The organism is Kumtagia sp. (assembly GCF_059502445.1).
The window spans coordinates 17,561-33,929 of the sequence record NZ_JCACER010000008.1 but is presented as its reverse complement, the minus strand read 5'-3'; the positions used below and the strand labels follow the sequence as shown (position 1 = coordinate 33,929).

Annotated in this window: 15 protein-coding genes and 1 pseudogene; 10 read left to right on the top strand and 6 right to left on the bottom strand. The window is 66.9% G+C overall.

The window, feature by feature from the left end:
• Nucleotides 1–103: 103 nt before the first annotated feature.
• Nucleotides 104–944: pseudogene (locus tag AC5JDC_RS03165) on the top strand (alkaline phosphatase family protein).
• Here the strand turns inward: AC5JDC_RS03165 and AC5JDC_RS03160 are convergent.
• Nucleotides 945–1,889 carry a cation diffusion facilitator family transporter gene (locus tag AC5JDC_RS03160; protein WP_495839036.1) on the bottom strand — a complete coding sequence of 315 codons (945 nt, stop codon included), beginning with the start codon at nucleotides 1,887–1,889 and terminating at the stop codon, nucleotides 945–947.
• An 87-nt stretch (nucleotides 1,890–1,976) separates the two neighbouring features.
• Nucleotides 1,977–3,143 (bottom strand): diphosphate--fructose-6-phosphate 1-phosphotransferase, encoded by a 1,167-nt coding sequence (locus AC5JDC_RS03155; protein ID WP_495839034.1) that lies wholly within the window; start codon nucleotides 3,141–3,143, stop codon nucleotides 1,977–1,979.
• Between the two features lie 228 nt (nucleotides 3,144–3,371).
• Here AC5JDC_RS03155 and gabT point away from each other — a divergent pair, with 228 nt between their 5' ends.
• The gene (gene gabT, locus AC5JDC_RS03150; RefSeq protein ID WP_495839032.1) at nucleotides 3,372–4,658 is read left to right on the top strand and encodes a 4-aminobutyrate--2-oxoglutarate transaminase; all 1,287 of its coding nucleotides are present in this window, start codon (nucleotides 3,372–3,374) and stop codon (nucleotides 4,656–4,658) included.
• A 543-nt stretch (nucleotides 4,659–5,201) separates the two neighbouring features.
• On the opposite strand, the gene AC5JDC_RS03145 is transcribed toward gabT, so the two are convergent.
• Nucleotides 5,202–5,921: a L,D-transpeptidase gene (locus tag AC5JDC_RS03145; RefSeq protein ID WP_495839195.1), complete on the bottom strand. Its 720-nt coding sequence runs from the start codon at nucleotides 5,919–5,921 to the stop codon at nucleotides 5,202–5,204.
• A gap of 305 nt (nucleotides 5,922–6,226) precedes the next feature.
• Here AC5JDC_RS03145 and AC5JDC_RS03140 point away from each other — a divergent pair, with 305 nt between their 5' ends.
• Complete coding sequence (locus AC5JDC_RS03140) at nucleotides 6,227–6,349, top strand: hypothetical protein (RefSeq protein ID WP_495839030.1); 123 nt, start codon at nucleotides 6,227–6,229, stop codon at nucleotides 6,347–6,349.
• Between the two features lie 459 nt (nucleotides 6,350–6,808).
• On the opposite strand, the gene AC5JDC_RS03135 is transcribed toward AC5JDC_RS03140, so the two are convergent.
• The gene (locus AC5JDC_RS03135; RefSeq protein WP_106775124.1) at nucleotides 6,809–7,165 is read right to left on the bottom strand and encodes a hypothetical protein; all 357 of its coding nucleotides are present in this window, start codon (nucleotides 7,163–7,165) and stop codon (nucleotides 6,809–6,811) included.
• 79 nt (nucleotides 7,166–7,244) lie between these two features.
• Here AC5JDC_RS03135 and AC5JDC_RS03130 point away from each other — a divergent pair, with 79 nt between their 5' ends.
• Complete coding sequence (locus AC5JDC_RS03130) at nucleotides 7,245–8,567, top strand: tetratricopeptide repeat protein (protein ID WP_495839028.1); 1,323 nt, start codon at nucleotides 7,245–7,247, stop codon at nucleotides 8,565–8,567.
• Between the two features lie 177 nt (nucleotides 8,568–8,744).
• Here AC5JDC_RS03130 and AC5JDC_RS03125 read toward each other — a convergent pair whose 3' ends face one another.
• The gene (locus tag AC5JDC_RS03125; protein WP_495839026.1) at nucleotides 8,745–8,921 is read right to left on the bottom strand and encodes a hypothetical protein; all 177 of its coding nucleotides are present in this window, start codon (nucleotides 8,919–8,921) and stop codon (nucleotides 8,745–8,747) included.
• 272 nt (nucleotides 8,922–9,193) lie between these two features.
• Here AC5JDC_RS03125 and xylB point away from each other — a divergent pair, with 272 nt between their 5' ends.
• The 4 genes from xylB (at nucleotide 9,194) to AC5JDC_RS03105 (ending at nucleotide 13,010) form a co-directional block, all read left to right on the top strand.
• Entirely contained in the window at nucleotides 9,194–10,645 is a 1,452-nt protein-coding gene (gene xylB / locus AC5JDC_RS03120) for a xylulokinase (RefSeq protein ID WP_495839024.1), read from the top strand.
• Nucleotides 10,646–11,956 carry a xylose isomerase gene (gene xylA, locus AC5JDC_RS03115; RefSeq protein WP_495839022.1) on the top strand — a complete coding sequence of 437 codons (1,311 nt, stop codon included), beginning with the start codon at nucleotides 10,646–10,648 and terminating at the stop codon, nucleotides 11,954–11,956. It abuts the gene before it with no gap.
• Nucleotides 11,957–12,169: 213 nt separating this feature from the next.
• Nucleotides 12,170–12,649, top strand: a complete 480-nt coding sequence (locus AC5JDC_RS03110) for a GNAT family N-acetyltransferase (protein WP_495839020.1) — start codon at nucleotides 12,170–12,172, stop codon at nucleotides 12,647–12,649.
• Nucleotides 12,650–12,782: 133 nt separating this feature from the next.
• Nucleotides 12,783–13,010 (top strand): hypothetical protein, encoded by a 228-nt coding sequence (locus tag AC5JDC_RS03105; RefSeq protein WP_106775130.1) that lies wholly within the window; start codon nucleotides 12,783–12,785, stop codon nucleotides 13,008–13,010.
• Nucleotides 13,011–13,085: 75 nt separating this feature from the next.
• On the opposite strand, the gene AC5JDC_RS03100 is transcribed toward AC5JDC_RS03105, so the two are convergent.
• Nucleotides 13,086–14,066: a GlxA family transcriptional regulator gene (locus tag AC5JDC_RS03100; RefSeq protein ID WP_495839017.1), complete on the bottom strand. Its 981-nt coding sequence runs from the start codon at nucleotides 14,064–14,066 to the stop codon at nucleotides 13,086–13,088.
• Between the two features lie 78 nt (nucleotides 14,067–14,144).
• Between AC5JDC_RS03100 and bcoG the strand changes: the two genes are divergently transcribed.
• Nucleotides 14,145–15,062 (top strand): 3-dehydrocarnitine:acetyl-CoA trimethylamine transferase BcoG, encoded by a 918-nt coding sequence (bcoG, locus tag AC5JDC_RS03095; protein ID WP_106775131.1) that lies wholly within the window; start codon nucleotides 14,145–14,147, stop codon nucleotides 15,060–15,062.
• A 224-nt stretch (nucleotides 15,063–15,286) separates the two neighbouring features.
• The gene (locus tag AC5JDC_RS03090; RefSeq protein ID WP_495839015.1) at nucleotides 15,287–16,363 is read left to right on the top strand and encodes a carnitine 3-dehydrogenase; all 1,077 of its coding nucleotides are present in this window, start codon (nucleotides 15,287–15,289) and stop codon (nucleotides 16,361–16,363) included.
• Nucleotides 16,364–16,369 lie beyond the last annotated feature (6 nt).

Below are 16,369 nucleotides of genomic sequence, written 5' to 3'. Positions count from 1 at the left end.
AGGTCGCAAAGGCGGGCGATCGCCCGACCGAGGAAGGCGGGCCGTTGACGCGCAACATTCCGCCTTTAAAGTCAGCGACTTGAAGAAGGGGGAGTCCGCCATGATGCCGCTGCGCTCAAAACTTCTCCTGATCATCCTCGACGGGCTGCCGTGGCGGAACTGGAAGCCGTTCATGGGCAATCTGGAAGGCTGGGCCCAGTCGGGCGAAGCGCGCAAATGGCGCATGCGTTCGGTGCTGCCGTCGACCTCCGCCTGCTGCTACGCCTCCATCCATACCGGCGTGCCGCCGCAGGTGCACGGCATAAGCTCGAACGAGTTCCGCAAGCGCGTCGAGCAGCCCGACATCTTCTCGGAAGTCACCCGGGGCGGGCGGCAGGACGGCCGCCGTGACCCATTCCTACTGGTCGGAGTTCTTCAACCGCTTCCCGTTCGATCCGGCGCGCGACATCGAATATGACGACCAGGAAGGGCCGATCGGGCACGGCCGCTTCCACACCATGACCGGCTACAGCCACACAAACCAGATGACGCCGAGCGACGTCGACCTGTTCGCCACGCTCACCCGTCTCGCCGAGCGGTTTTCCATCGACTACGGCATCCTGCACACCTGCACGGTCGATTCGATGGGCCACCGCTACGGCCAGGACTGCGTCGAGATGGACAATGCGCTGTACGGGCTCGATGCGTCGCTGGCCGGCTTCCTGCCGCGCTGGCTTGCCTCGGGCTATGAGGTGATCGTCACCGCCGACCATGGGCAGACGCTGCGCGGGCATCACGGCGGCCACGACGACGAGATGCAGGACGTCGCGCTGTATTACTTCGGCGACGGGCAGGGATGGAGCACGGACACGCTGCTCGACCAGCTCCAGCTCGCCCCGACCATCCTCACGCGGCTCGGCGTAGGGGTGCCGGAGACGATGACGGCCGAGCCCTTCCTCGACTGATCAGCCGGCCAGACCGGCGCGCCGCGCCTGCCACGTGGCGGGCGTCTGTGGCTTGACGAACAGGCCGACTATCTGCGGCAGCTTCTCGCGCACAGCGCTTTCCACCCGCAGCACGCAGGCCTCGATTTCCGGCGCGGTCGCCTTGTCCTCGAATTCGAGGCTGAGCCCCGCCACGACCTGCTCCGGACCGAGATGGACGGTGATCACTCCGTTGGCGCCGTGCACCGCAGGGTCGGCACGCGCCGTCGCCAGGATCGTCTCCTGCAGGACGGGGTCGGCCGCCTCGCCCATCAGCAGGCCCTTGCTCTCGCGTGCCAGGAAGATCGCGGTGAGCGCCAGCACGAGGCCGATGCCGACCGAAGCAGCGCCGTCGAGTTCGGGAATGTCGAAGACCTGCGAGGCGGTGATGCCGACGAGGGCGATCATCAGGCCGAGCAGCGCGGCGCTATCCTCGAACAGCACGGTGAAGACGCTGGGATCCTTGCTGCGGCGGACAGCTTCCAGATAGCCCAGCCGGCCCTTGGTGACGCGGAACGCCTTCAGGGCGACCAGCCAGGAGAAGCCTTCGAACAGGATCGACAGGCCGAGCACGACATAGGTGACGGCGACGTTGCGGATCGGCTCCGGTTCGAGGATGTGCATGACGCCCTCGTAGAGGGACACCCCCGCGCCGAGCGCGAATACCAGCAGCGCCACGATGAAGCTCCAGAAATAGAGCTCGCGGCCGTGGCCGAAGGGATGCGTCCTGTCGGCCGGCCGCGCCGCGCGGTGCATGCCGAACAGCAGCAGGCCGCCATTGCCGGTGTCGACCAGCGAATGCACGCCTTCCGACAGCATGGCTGAACTGCCGGTGAAGAAGGCGGCGGCGAATTTTGTCGCCGCGATCATCAGATTGCCGGCGAGCGCCGCGTAGATGACGATTCTCGGACCCGAATGCGCGGCCATTCTCCACTCCGCCGTCTGTCTGCCTTCATGAACCGGGCAGACGGCGGATCGTTGCACGCAACGGGCGTCGCGATCGAGGCGATACCCTCAGACGAACGGCTTGCCGATGTCGTATTTCTTCGGCACCAGCCGTCCGAAATAGGCGCGGCCTGCGGCCGACAGGCCGGTGCCGCTCGCATCGAGGAAATCGTCCGGCATATGCCGCGTCTTGCCGGCGACGTTAGCCAGCGGCACCTTGCGCAGCACCGTCCTGCCGTTCTCCTCCTGGAGCGCCACCGAGCCGCCGCCTTCGGCGGCCACCTGCACGGCGAAGGCGCCGGCGTCGAAGGCCTCCTGCTGGTCGACCTTGCTGATGGCGCCGACGAAGCCGCGCGGCATGTAGCCGAGCGCGTCGACGCGCGCCCGCTTGCCCGGCAGCCCCTCGCGCAGCGCATGCTCGAAGGCCATGCCGAGATCGCCGCCGGAAAGCTTGAGATTGCCGTGCGCGTCACGCTCCAGCCGCTCCGGCGGGACCAGCGATTCGACCAGGGCGCGGCCGTCCTCGGTCGTCACGCCCTCAGACACGGCGACAATACAGCGCTTGTGGCGGTCGAGCGTGCGCTTGACGTCGTCGATGAAGCGTTTCGGCGAGAAGGCGCGCTCCGGCACGTAGACCAGGTGCGGCCCGGACTCCTCGTCGATGCGCCATGCGGTCGAGGCGGCGGTGAGAAAGCCGGCATGGCGGCCCATGACGATCGCCACATAGATGCCGGGCAGCGCACGGAAGTCGAGATCGGCGGTGAGGAAGGCCCCCGCCGTATATTCCGCAGCCGAAATGAAGCCCGGAGTGTGGTCGTTTTCCTCGAGATCGTTGTCGATGGTCTTGGGGGCATGCACGAAGGCTATTCTGCCGCCGGAGGCGTCTGTGAGGATCTGCTGTGTGCCCGAGGTGTCGTTGCCGCCGATATAGATGAAGGCATCCGCGCCGGCCTTCTGCAGGCCCTTCAGCACCAGCTCGCAATAGGCGGCGTCCGGCTTGTCGCGGGTGGAGCCGAGGGCGGCGCTCGGCGTGCCGGCGATGCGGCGCAACTCGGCCTCGGGGACCGCCGACAGGTCGACGTAGTCGCCGTCGCGAATACCGCGCACGCCGTGGCGCGCGCCGAGCACCTTTGCGCCCGGATGCTGCTTGCGCACCTCGAGCGCGGCGCCGACCATGGTTTGGTTGATCACCGCGGTCGGGCCGCCGCCCTGCGCGATCACGAATGTTCCGGCCATGTAGTCCTCCGATCGGTTTCCTCGACGGTTTAGCCTAGTTTTATGCCGGCGCAACCGGACTTCCGTTCCTTCTCCCTCACAGGTGGGAGAAGAAGACCGCATTGCTGGCCGCAGCGGATTTTTGCCGCTGCGCCATTCAAAGCGCAGCTTCGGCGCTATAGTGGCGGCGATCAAGGGCGAATGTGCCGACAACCAACCGCAGCCCGCCGGCCGATCTTCGAGGAAACCATGTCGAACAACGCATCGCTTCAGTCCCGCCGCACCGCCGCCATCCCGCGCGGTGTCGCCACCGCCTATCCGGTCTTCGCCGCGCGGGCGGAAAATTCCGAGCTGTGGGACGCCGACGGGCGGCGCTTCATCGACTTCGCCGGCGGCATCGCCGTGCTCAACACCGGCCATCGCCATCCGAAGGTGATCGCCGCCGTCAAGGCGCAGCTCGACGCCTTCACCCACACCGCCTTCCAGATCGTGCCCTACGAGCCCTATATCGAGCTCTGCGAGCGGCTGAATGCGCTGGCGCCCTTCTCCGGCGAGGCCAAGACCATCCTGTTCTCCACCGGTGCGGAAGCGGTGGAGAACGCGGTCAAGATCGCGCGTGCCCATACCGGGCGGACCAATGTCATCGCCTTCTCCGGCGCCTTCCACGGCCGCACGCTGATGACCAGCGCGCTGACCGGCAAGGTGGCGCCCTACAAGAAGAAGTTCGGGCCGATGCCGGCCGGCATCTGGCACGTTCCCTTCCCGGTGCCGCAGCACGACGTCTCGGTGGCCGATTCGCTCAAGGCGCTCGAATACCTGTTTCGCGCCGATGTCGATCCGGTCAACGTCGCGGCGCTCATCATCGAGCCGGTGCAGGGCGAGGGCGGCTTCCACCCGGCGCCGCCGGAGCTGCTGCAGGGGCTGCGGAAGATCTGCGACGAGCATGGCATCGTGCTGATCGCCGACGAGGTGCAGACCGGCTTCGCGCGCACCGGAAAGATGTTCGGCATCGAGAATTCCGGCGTCGAGCCGGACCTCGTCACCATCGCCAAGTCGCTGGCCGGCGGCTTCCCGCTGTCGGGCGTCATCGGCCGGGCGGCGATCATGGACGGGCCGGAGCCGGGCGGTCTCGGCGGCACCTATGCGGGCAGCCCGATCGCCTGCGCGGCGGCGCTCGCCGTGCTCGAGGTGATCGAGGAGGAGCGGCTGATCGCCCGCGCCGACACGCTCGGCGAGCGCATCAAGGGCGAACTGGCGCGCATCGCCCGGCGCAACGACACCGTGCCGATGGAGTTCGTGCGCGGCCCGGGCGCCATGATTGCCTTCGACGTCGTCAAGGAGCGCGGCGGCAGCGAGCCGGACGCCGATGCGACGAAGCGGGTGACGCAGGCCGCCCTCGCCGAAGGGCTGGTGCTGCTCTCCTGCGGCGTGCACGCCAACACCATCCGCATCCTGATGCCGCTCACCATCTCCGACGACATTTTGACGGAAGGGCTGGGCAAGCTGGAGAAGGCGCTGGTCGCCGCCCAGGGATGACGAGCGGGCGCAGGGGGACAGTTTACTTTCTTTCCGCAGAAAAGCGGCGGCGCTTCAAGGCTGGCGCGGGCGGAAAAAGTAAACTGTCCCCGGCACTTACCTCTCGCCCGCCGCGAAGTCGCGGCTGACGGAATCCGCTTTTCGCGGGCGTTTTATCCCCTCCCTTCTCGCTTGGCCTATACTTGTCCGTGAAAGCCGCTCCCTGCGGGAATCTGGTGCGCACCGGGTATCAGGAGGGAGCGTCGGCGCCGGGTCGGTCGCGCAATCGGTAGCACGGCTGGCGAGAGCTGGAGACCCGGGCCCCAGCCGCGACACCTGCGCGAATGCAGCGCTAGCGGACGGGCAAGAACGCCGGCGGGGCGCGGGTCACCGCGCCACGTACTTACTTAGAGAGGCTCGGCCCCGCGCCCCGCTTCCCGCACTTCTCTTCAATGGCCAGACTGCAAAAAAGCAGGGCGTGGCGAGGATGGAGCATGTCTGTGGCAGGGCAGTCATATACGACGGAACGATGCGCAATTCCGACGCACCGCTTTCCGGCTGCTCTCACGCCACAACGACGATCGGCGTCTTGCCCTTGTCCTTGACCCGGTCGTAGAGGTCGATGACGTCCTGGTTGATCATACGCACGCAGCCCGACGAGGCGGCCTTGCCGATCGAGCGCCATTCCGGCGTGCCGTGGATGCGGAACAGCGTGTCCCTGCCGTCCTTGTAGATGTACAGCGCCCGCGCGCCCAGCGGGTTGTCGAGGCCGCCGGGCTGGCCGCCGGCATATTTCTTCAGCGACGATTTTCGCCCGATCATCTCGGAGGGCGGCGTCCACGTCGGCCATTTGCGGGTATGGTCGACCACCGCGCGGCCCGACCAGACGAAACCGTCCTTACCGATGCCGACGCCGTAGCGGATGGCGTCGCCGTTCTCCTGGACCAGATAGAGATGGCGTTCCCTGAGATGCACGACGATGGTGCCGGGCTTCTCGCCGGTGGGATCGACCACCAGCCGGCGCAGATGCTTCGGCTTCAGCTCGCCCGCCGGGATCGCCGGCAGGGTGAAGCCGCTGTCGGTGAAGGAGGAATACATCAGCTCCGGCCGGCCGAGATAGCCGTAGCCGGCGGCCGGGCCAAGCGAGGCGGTTTCGACCTTGGCGGGGGCCGCGGGAGCGGCTGGCCGCGCCGGCACCGCCGCGCGGCTGACCGTGGGCAGGCCGATGTCGATGCTGCGGCTGCAGCCGCCGAGCGTCAGCGCGCCCAGACCGAGCAGCGCCATGCGCCGGCTGATGACGACGTTGGAGGGGGCGAGAGTAAGAGAATCGAGCTTCGACACGGGCGGCACGCTACACCAGAAACGCTTTACGGACAGGCGCCGCTCACCGGCTGTTTCGAATCTTCATCAATCGTGGTTGACGAATTGTAAACTCAATAACCTTTTGTATTTGCTTCGGTATTTGATCGCACTCTGTGGCTCCCCTGTGGATTTCCATGCTTCCGCCGCAGCCGACATGGGAACTCCTCCGTTCAGCCACAATGTCGGCCGGAGCCGTTCCTATCTGTCGCCGCGACAGCGAGGGAATCATGATCAGAACGTTGAAAACCGGGTTCGAACCGTTTGCAGCCGCATTGCTGGCGATGGCGCCGCTGCTGGCTGCAAGCATGGGCCTCATCCTGGTCCTGGCCGCATCGGCGGGGGTGTTCTGATGGACAGGCGGGAACGGCCCGGCGGCCTAGCCGCATCGCGCACGCAGAGCCCGGTCGCGGCCGAGCGCTGGCAGGGGTTCATCCTCTCCTTCGAAGAGAGGAGATATCCATGCCGCTTGAAGCCCGGGCGGCCTTCGCCGCGGCATCAGCGGTTCTTCTGATTGTGCCAGGCATGCCACCTGTCTGCGCACGACCTTGCGGCGGCGACGCGAGACCTCGTCTGCGTGAGAGCCCGAAAGCGGTTCGCGAGCGCACGGCAGGGATGGTGCAAAGGCCGGGGACAGTTTATTTTTTTCGGCCCGCGCGGACTTCTGAACTGCGGCAGCCTTCTGCCGAAAGAAAGTAAACTGTCCCCTGCGGTTCCTTCTGCCCGCGGCGACATCGCGCGCGAATTTCGGCTCAATTGGGTGGGGTAAAAACGTTGCCCGCTGGTGTCGGCACCTTCCCGGCGGCCGAGGCTCAGCCGACCATCTTCTTCATCTCGGCGATCTCGAAGAAGTCGAGCAGGATGGCGCCGGCGACGCCGAATGCGGTGAGGATCAGCCCGGTCAGGAAAATCCGGTTCGCGCGCTCGAAGTAGCGGCGGCGCAGGCATTTGTGGTCGAGCAGGTCGGCCAGCGCCTTGATCTGGAAGCAGATGCCGATGAGCATCGGGCCCAGCGCCAGGCCGTCCAGCGGCTCCCACGGGATCGGATTGGCCGCCCAGTGGGAGAGGAAGCCGAGGGAAAAGGCGAGAACGATGCCGACAACGGTCAGCGTGCCGTTGCGGAAGATGGTCTCGACCAGATCGTCGGGTCTGTAGTCGCGGTCCGTCATGCAGCAATCACCGGGCAGGCTGTGATTCCGTCAAACTCCGGATAGGATGCTAAGAAAGCCTGAACGGAGGCCATGTTCCATGAAGGATCGTCTCGGACTGGAGCTTTCCGGCGCCGGCCAGGCGAGCCTGCCGCACTACGAGACGGCGCTGCGCGACTTGCAGTGCTTCGCCGGGGATCTCGTCGGCGCGGTCGACCAGGCGCTCGCGGTAAGCCCGGGTTTCGCCATGGCGCATGTGCTGAAGGGCTATCTCTACGCGCTTTCGACCGAAAAGGCGGCGTTGCCGGTCGCCCGCGCCTGTCACCAGGCGGCATCCGCCGCGGCCGGGACCGCGCGCGAGCGCGGGCATGTCGCCGCGCTGGGCCACCTCGCGGAAGGGCGCTGGCACGACGCCGGTCAGGTTCTGGCCGCCGTCTCGGCCGAGCACCCGGCCGATGCGCTGGCTTTGCAGGCCGGACACCAGATCGACTTCTTCACCGGCAATGCGGCGATGCTGCGCGACCGCATCGCGCGCGCCCTGCCCGCTTGGTCGGCCGGCATGCCGGGCTACCATGCGATGCTCGGCATGCAGGCGTTCGGCATGGAGGAGATGGCCGCCTATGCCGAAGCCGAGGCGCTGGGGCGGCAGGCGATCGAGCTCGAGCCGCGCGACGGCTGGGCGCAGCACGCGGTCGCGCATGTGATGGAGATGCAGAGCCGCCAGCGCGACGGCATTTCGTGGATGCGCGGTAACGAGGCCGCCTGGACCGGCGACAGCTTTCTCCAGATCCACAACTGGTGGCATCTCGCGCTCTTCCATTATGAGCTCGGCGAGGCGGATCAGGTGCTGGCGCTGGTCGACGGGCCGATCCGCGGCGGCCGTTCGCCGCTGGTCCTCAACCTGCTCGACGCTTCCGCCATCCTGTGGCGGCTTTGGATGGGCGGGATCGACGTCGGCGACCGCTGGGCCTCGCTCGCCGAGGACTGGAAGCCGAAGGCCGGCGACGGCAACTACGCCTTCAACGACATGCACGCCATGATGGCCTTCGTCGGCGCCGGCCTGGAGCAGGAAGCGCGCGACCTGCTGGCCGCGCAGGAGGCGGCGATGCAGGGCGGCGGCGACAACGCCGCCTTCACCCGCGACGTCGGCCGGCCCGCCGTGCTTGCCATCCAGGCCTTCGGCGAAGGCCGCTACGCGGATGCGGCAAGGCTGCTGCTGCCGCTGCCGGCGATTGCCCACCGCTTCGGCGGCAGCCACGCGCAGCGCGACGTGATCGAGCTGACACTGATCGAGGCGGCGCTGCGCGCCGGCGATGGATTTCTCGCCCGCGAACTCACTGCCAAACGTCTGGCGGCACGGCCGGCCAGCCCGCTTTCGGCGCTGTTTGCGGGACAGGCGGAGGCGCTTCCGTCCTTGTCCTGACGAGTTGCCGCCGCCCTCAGCGCCCTTGCAGGATACGGATGAGGTTGGGCGTCGGACGCCCCGCCATATATGCTCGATAGTCGGCATAGGAAAGGCGGCCCGAACTGACGGCGGTGACTATCCGCCGGCACACAACTGTCTTTACCGAGGACACGGAGCTGTTCGTCAGCGCCGCCATCACTTCCATATCCCTTTTGGAGGGGTTGGCCTTTTGACGCAATCCGCCACGGCCATCGACCGCAGCTTGGGACTGCCGTCCAGCGCCACCTGCGCGGTCTCGTATTTTTCCTGACTCACCGCGCAGCCGGCCAGCACCAACAGCGCCACGCCGACAAGAACTGAAATCCGCCTCAAGATAACCCCCCACAAGTATCAGCTTGCCCCAAGCAATCTCATACTTGCAACCGCAGGGCGCGGCAAGCTTGCGCCGCAAGTACCGTGGTCACCGCGATCCCTCATTTTCCATCATTTTTCCGAGGCTCGAAAAAAATATTCCGGCAGGTCTTTTGCCGGCCGGCATGCTCCGCTATTTTGCATCGAAACGGCCCGCGGCGGAGGAGGCTGCAAGCCGCGCTTCGTGGCGGAATAATTTCGTCGCGAATCCGGCGGCGTTCGGGAGGACAGACATGTATCTGGGGATCGACCTCGGCACGTCCGGCGTCAAGGTGCTGCTGATCGACGCCGACCAGGAGGTGGTCGGCTCGGCCAGCGCCCATCTCGACGTCTCGCGCCCGGAACACGGCTGGTCGGAGCAGGAGCCGGCCGACTGGATCAGGGCCACGGACGAGGCGATCGCCGCGCTTTCGGCCAAGCACAGCAAGGCGGTTGCCGCGGTCAAGGGCATCGGGCTTTCCGGCCAGATGCACGGCGCGACACTGCTCGATGCGGGGGACGAGCCGCTGCGCCCCTGCATCCTGTGGAATGACACGCGCAGCCACCGCGAGGCGGCGAAACTCGACGCCGATCCGCGCTTCCGCAAGATCACCGGCAACATCGTCTTTCCCGGCTTCACCGCGCCGAAGCTCGCCTGGGTGAGGAACAACGAGCCGGAGGTCTTCGCCAAGGTTCGCAAGGTGCTGCTGCCGAAAGACTACCTGCGCCTCTGGCTGACCGGCGAGCATATTTCCGAGATGTCGGATTCCGCCGGCACCTCCTGGCTGGATACCGGTGCGCGGAAATGGTCGGCGGAGCTGCTCGCGGCGACGCATCTCGACGAGGGCCACATGCCGGCCCTGGTGGAGGGGACCGAGCAGGGCGGCAGGCTGCGCGACGAGCTGGCTTCGCGCTGGAAACTGCCGCAAGGCGTGATCGTGGCCGGCGGCGCCGGCGACAATGCCGCGTCGGCCTGCGGCATGGGCACCGTGAAGGCGGGCCACGCCTTCGTCTCGCTCGGTACGTCGGGCGTGCTGTTCGCCGCCAACGACGCCTATCTGCCGAAGCCCGAAAGCGCCGTCCATGCCTTCTGCCATGCGCTGCCGAGAACCTGGCACCAAATGGGCGTCATCCTGTCAGCGACGGATTCGCTCAACTGGCTGGCGGCGGTCAGCGGCAAGCAGCCGGCCGAGCTCACCAATGCTCTCGGCGAGGGACTGCGCAAGCCGACGGGCGTGACCTTCCTGCCCTATCTCTCCGGCGAACGCACCCCGCACAACGACGCGGTGATCCGCGGTTCCTTCACCGGGCTCGAGCACGAGACCGACGTGCCGGCGCTGACCCAGGCGGTGCTGGAGGGTGTCGCCTTCGCCTTCCGCGACAGCCTGCAGGCATTGCGGGAAGCGGGCACCACGATCGGCCGCGTCACCGCCGTCGGCGGCGGCTCGCGCTCGCATTACTGGCTGAAGGCGATCGCGACGGCGCTGGACGTCGCCGTCGACATCCCCGCCGACGGCGATTTCGGCGCGGCCTTCGGCGCGGCGCGGCTCGGGTTGATCGCGGCCGAGAAAGCAGACCCTCACCACGTGCTGACCGCGCCGGCGACTGCCGAAACGATCGAGCCGGTGGCCGGGCTGACGGCCGCCTATGACGATGCCTATGCCCGCTACCGGGCGCTCTATCCGGCTATCAGAGGAGTTTCCTGAATGACCACCGGCTTCTTCGGCGACATCAAGCCCATCAAGTATGAGGGGCCGGATTCGACCAATCCGCTCGCCTACCGCTTCTACAATCCCGACGAGGTGGTGTTCGGCAAGCGGCTGGAGGACCATCTGCGCTTCGCCGTCGCCTATTGGCACTCCTTCGCCTGGCCGGGCGGCGATCCGTTCGGCGGCCAGACCTTCGAGCGCCCGTGGTTCGGCGACACGATGGAGAAGGCGAGGCTCAAGGCCGAGGTCGCCTTCGAGATGTTCTCGCTGCTGGGGGCTCCCTATTACTGCTTCCACGACGCCGATGTGCGTCCGGAGGGCGCGACCTTTTCCGAAAGTGCGGCGCGTCTCGACGAAATTGCCGAGGTTTTCGCCGAAAAACAGCAGAAAACCGGCGTAAAACTGCTGTGGGGAACCGCAAATCTGTTCTCGCACCGCCGCTTCATGGCGGGCGCGGCGACCAATCCGGACCCCGACGTCTTCGCCTATTCGGCGGCGACGGTGAAGAAATGCATCGACGTCACCAAGCGGCTCGGCGGCGAGAACTATGTGCTGTGGGGCGGCCGCGAGGGCTATGAGACGCTGCTCAACACCGACATGAAGCGCGAGCGCGAGCAGGCCGGGCGTTTCCTGTCGATGGTCGTCGACTACAAGCACCGGATCGGCTTCGAGGGAACCATCCTGATCGAACCGAAACCGCAGGAGCCGACAAAACACCAGTATGACTACGACGTCGCCACCGTCTACGGCTTCCTGAAGGACTTCGGCCTGGAGAAGGAGGTCAAGCTCAACATCGAGCAGGGCCATGCGATCCTGGCCGGCCATTCCTTCGAGCACGAACTGTCGCTGGCCGGCGGGCTCGGCGTCCTCGGCTCGATCGACATGAACCGCAACGACTACCAGTCGGGCTGGGACACCGACCAGTTTCCCAACAACGTGCCGGAGATGGCGCTGGCCTACTACTACGTGCTGCAGGCGGGCGGCTTCACCACCGGCGGCACCAATTTCGACGCGAAGCTGCGCCGCCAGTCGCTCGACCCGCAGGATCTGCTGATCGGCCATATCGGCGGCATGGACTGCTGCGCCCGCGGGCTGAAGGCGGCGGCGCGGATGATCGAGGACAAGGCGCTGTCGGGGCCGCTGGAGGAGCGCTATGCCGGCTGGAAGTCGGCGGAGGCGCAGGCGATGCTGTCGGGCAAGCGCACGCTCGAGGAGATCGCCGAGCGCGTGGTCAAGGAGAAGATCGAGCCGCAGCCGCGCTCCGGCCGGCAGGAGTACCTGGAGAACGTCGTCAACCGCTACGTCTGAGACAGCGGCCTGCGCGATTTCCCCGATCCGAACCCGCTCGCCGGGCCTCGGATCGGTTCGTCGCTTCAATGAGCGGCCGCCGCTTGGATGCCTTGGCGGCGCCTGCCTGCCCGAGCTTGTCCCTGACGTTCTGGATCGACGGTTTTCCCTGTCTGCGCGGCGAGCGTGCCGGATCGACCTGATACAAGGCCTCTCCAGAGTGGAGAGGCCAGCATGGACGAGAGCCGGATCGTCATACGTCCCGCGACGGAAGCGGACAGGGCGTCGGTGCAGGCGATCCTGGCCGACACGTTCGAGACCACATGGCGCCCGCATCTGACGTTCGCCGCGATCGAGGACTACCTGTCGGCGGGGCGCGGCGATTGTTATGTCGCCGAACACTGGCCGGCATTCTGGGTCGCCGAAATGGACGGCAAGCCCGCCGGTTTCGTGCATTGGGACGGCGACTTCATCGAAGCCGTGCACGTCTCCTCAAATCATCTGCGCCGCGGCATCGGCAGCCGGCTGCTCGACCATGCCGAGCGCGCGATCGCCGCGGCCGGCTTTGCCGAGGCGCGGCTGGAAAGCGACGACTTCAACCGGCGCAGCCACGCCGTTTACCTGACGCGCGGCTACGTGGAAAAGGACCGCTATCCGGACGATGAATGGAACAGCGGCTTCACGACGCTGCTTTTCGCCAAGCCGCTCGGGTGACAGCAGCAGCGGATTTTCTCCGGGGACATTTTTCAAGTCAGGGCAAGGGGTTGGCGTGCGTGGATGGGCGGTGCCTCATTTCCGGCACGCAGATGCCTTCGGCCTGTCATGAAACCCCGGTAGGGTCCGTGGCATGGAACAGAATCGCATAGACCACGCGCTGCCGGGCCGGCTCGATCAGGCGATCTTCAACGGCTTCGGTGACGACGATTCGATTGTCGATCGGCTGCTGGCGTTGCCGGTTGCAACGCCGGCGCACGACGGCAAGCCCAATGTTTGGGAGGCCGGAGTGGCGCGGCGACTGGAAAAGCTGCTTGCCGACGAGATGCGCGAGCGGATCGAAGGCAAGCCGGAACGCTAGGCCGGAGCCTCGGCCAAGACTTAGTCAACCAGTAATCCACAGGTGCGGTGGCCAATCGGCCGCCGTCAACTCGATCTATTTCTGGCGCATCCGGCGCGGCGGCTGGCCGAAGGCGCGGGAGAAGGCCCGCGAGAAGGCGGCCGAGCTGGAAAAGCCGCAGCGCGCGGCGACGTCGGCCAAGGCGATGCGGGTGTCGAGCACCAGCCGGCGCGCCGCATGCAGCCGCAGCCGCAGGTAGTAGGCGCCCGGCGATTCGCCGATCGAGCGACGGAAGATCGTCTCCAGCGTGCGGGCGGTGACGCCGGCCCGCCGGGCAATTGCCGCGACGGTGAGCGGCTGGTCGATATGCGCCTCCATCAGCCGCACCGCCTGCGCGAGGCGCGGGTCGTAGCCGTCGAGCCGGCCGAGCGAGACCAGCGGCTGCGCGTCGGTGGCGGAGCGCGCCTGGTCGTAGATGAAGACCGAGGCGACATCGAGCGCCACCGCCATGCCGAGGCGCGAGCGGACCAGATGCAGCATCAGGTCGAAGGTCGGCGAGGCGCCGCCGGCGGTGAAGGCCGGGCCGTCGATCACATAGCGGTCGGGCCGCACGTCGGTGCCCGGAAAGGCGTCGACGAAATCCTCCATGTCCTCCCAATGCGTCGTCGCGGCCCGCCCTTCCAGCAGCCCGGCACGGGCGATCACCCATGAGCCGGCCTCGATGCCGCCATAGGCGCGCGCCGCCCGCGCCACCCGGCGGACGCCGGTCAGCAGGCCCGGAGCGGCCTCGTGGCGCGCGCCGAAGCCGCCGATGATTGCGAGCACGTCCGGGCGCTGCGCCGGATCGAATATGCCCGTGGCCGCGACGGGCAGGCCGGCGGTGGTGATAGGCGGGGAGCCGTCGAGCGATACGATCTTCCAGTCGAACATCGTCTCGCCGGTCACGCGATTGGCCGCCCGCAGCGGGTCGACGGCCGAGGCCACGCACATCAGCGACGAGCCGGAGAGCGCGAGGAAGGTCACGCCGAGCGGGGTCCGCTCGGGCAGAAAGATGGACGATCTTTCGCCTTTTGCCATTTCGATTTCGTAAAACGCAAAGCACTTTCCCGCAAGTGAGGCATGCTTGGTCCGTTGACGACAAGGGAGGAGGTCCTCATGCCGCTCGAGATGAATCGCGAGGTCTTCATCACCTGCGCCGTGACCGGTTCCGGCGGGACGCAGGATCGCAGCCCGCATGTGCCGCGCTCGCCAAAACAGATCGCCGATTCGGCGATCGCGGCGGCCAAGGCGGGCGCCGCCATCGTCCACTGCCACGTGCGCGACCCCGAGACCGGAAAACCGCGCCGCGACGTCTCCCTCTACCGCGAGGTGACGGAGCGCATCCGCGAGGCCGATGTCGACGTGGTGCTGAACCTCACCGCCGGCATGGGCGGCGACATGGTGTTCGGCCCGGTCGAAAGCCCGCTGCCGCTGAAGACGGCGGGCACCGACATGGGCGGCGCAACCGACCGCGTCGAACATGTGCGGCAATGCCTGCCGGAGATATGCACGCTCGACTGCGGCACCATGAACTTCGCCGAGGCCGACTATGTGATGACCAACACGCCGGGCATGCTGCGCGCCATGGGCGGCATGATGACCGAAATGGGCGTCAAGCCGGAGATCGAGGCCTTCGACACCGGCCATCTCTGGTTCGCCAAGCAGCTGGTGGCCGAAGGCGTGCTGGCGCCACAGGCGCTCGTGCAGCTCTGCATGGGCGTGCCTTGGGGCGCGCCGGACGACCTCAACACCTTCATGGCGATGGTCAACAACGTGCCGAAGGACTGGACGTTTTCCGCCTTCTCGCTCGGCCGCAACCAGATGGCCTATGTCGCGGCGGCGGTGCTCGCCGGCGGCAACGTTCGGGTCGGCCTGGAGGACAATCTGTGGCTCGACAAGGGCGTGCTCGCCACCAATGCGCAGCTGGTCGAGCGGGCGGTCACGGTCGTCGAAAACCTCGGCGCGCGGGTGATCGGGCCGGAAGAGGTGCGCAAGAAGCTCGGGCTGACGAAACGGGCGCCGTTGGCCGCATAGGAATCGGGAATGCTGGCATTCCTTCCTACCCCCCTCTGTCCTGCCGGACATCTCCCCCGCAAGGGGGGAGATTGGCCGGCCGCCTGGCTTTCGCCAATCGTCCGCGTTGCAGAGGGTCGTGAGGCGTCGAGACAGCTAATCTCCCCCCTTGCGGGGGAGATGTCCGGCAGGACAGAGGGGGGTGACATGGAGCGCAGCACCGCCGGAAATAGGGGGATTGCACAATGACCATCGAAAAAGCAGCCGCCATCGGCGGGGGCGTGATCGGCGCGGGCTGGGTGGCCCGGCTGCTGCTCAACGGCATCGACGTCGCGATCTACGACCCGGACCCGGAAGCCGAGCGCAAGGTCGGCGAGGTGATGAAGGGGGCGCGCCGCGCCTACCGCAAGATGGTGCCGGGCGGCCTGCCCAGGGAAGGCAAGCTGACTTTCGCCAAGACGATCGCCGAGGCGGTCGACGGCGCCGACCTCGTCCAGGAGAGCGTGCCGGAGCGGCTCGACCTCAAGCACAGGGTGCTGGCCGAGATCGACAGGCACGCGCCGGCCAACGCGCTGGTCGGCTCCTCGACCTCCGGCATCAAGCCGACCGACATGCAGAGCGCCATGCGGCGGCCGGAGCGGCTGGTGGTGGCGCATCCGTTCAACCCGGTCTACCTGCTGCCGCTGGTGGAGATCGTCGCCGGCAAGGACACGCTGCCGGAAGCCGTCGAGATGGCCAAGGAAGCCTATTCGTCGATCGGCATGAAGCCGGTGGTGGTGCGCAAGGAGATCGAGGCTTTCGTCGGCGACCGGCTGCTGGAGGCGGCGTGGCGCGAGGCGCTGTGGCTGATCAAGGACGGCATCTGCACCGTCGAGGAACTCGACGACATCATGCGCTATTCCTTCGGCCTGCGCTGGGCGCAGATGGGCATGTTCCAGGTCTACCGCATCGCCGGCGGCGAGGCCGGCATGCGCCACTTCATGGCGCAGTTCGGGCCGTGCCTCACCTGGCCGTGGACCAAGCTGATGGACGTGCCGGAATACAATGACGAGCTGGTCGAGCTGATCGCCACGCAGTCGGACGAGCAGGCCAACGGCCTGTCGATCCGCGAGCTGGAAAAGATTCGCGACGACAATCTGGTCGCCATCATGGAAGCGCTCGGCAAGCAGAACAAGGGCAAGGGCTGGGGCGCCGGCGCGCTCTACAACGCGTTCACGGGCGAGCTGGCCAAGCGGGCGACGAAGCCGAAGGCGTCCAAGGCGGCGGAGAAGGCCAAGGCCGAGAAGAAAGCGGAAAAGCCGAAGAAAAAGAAGAAGGATTGAGGCGTG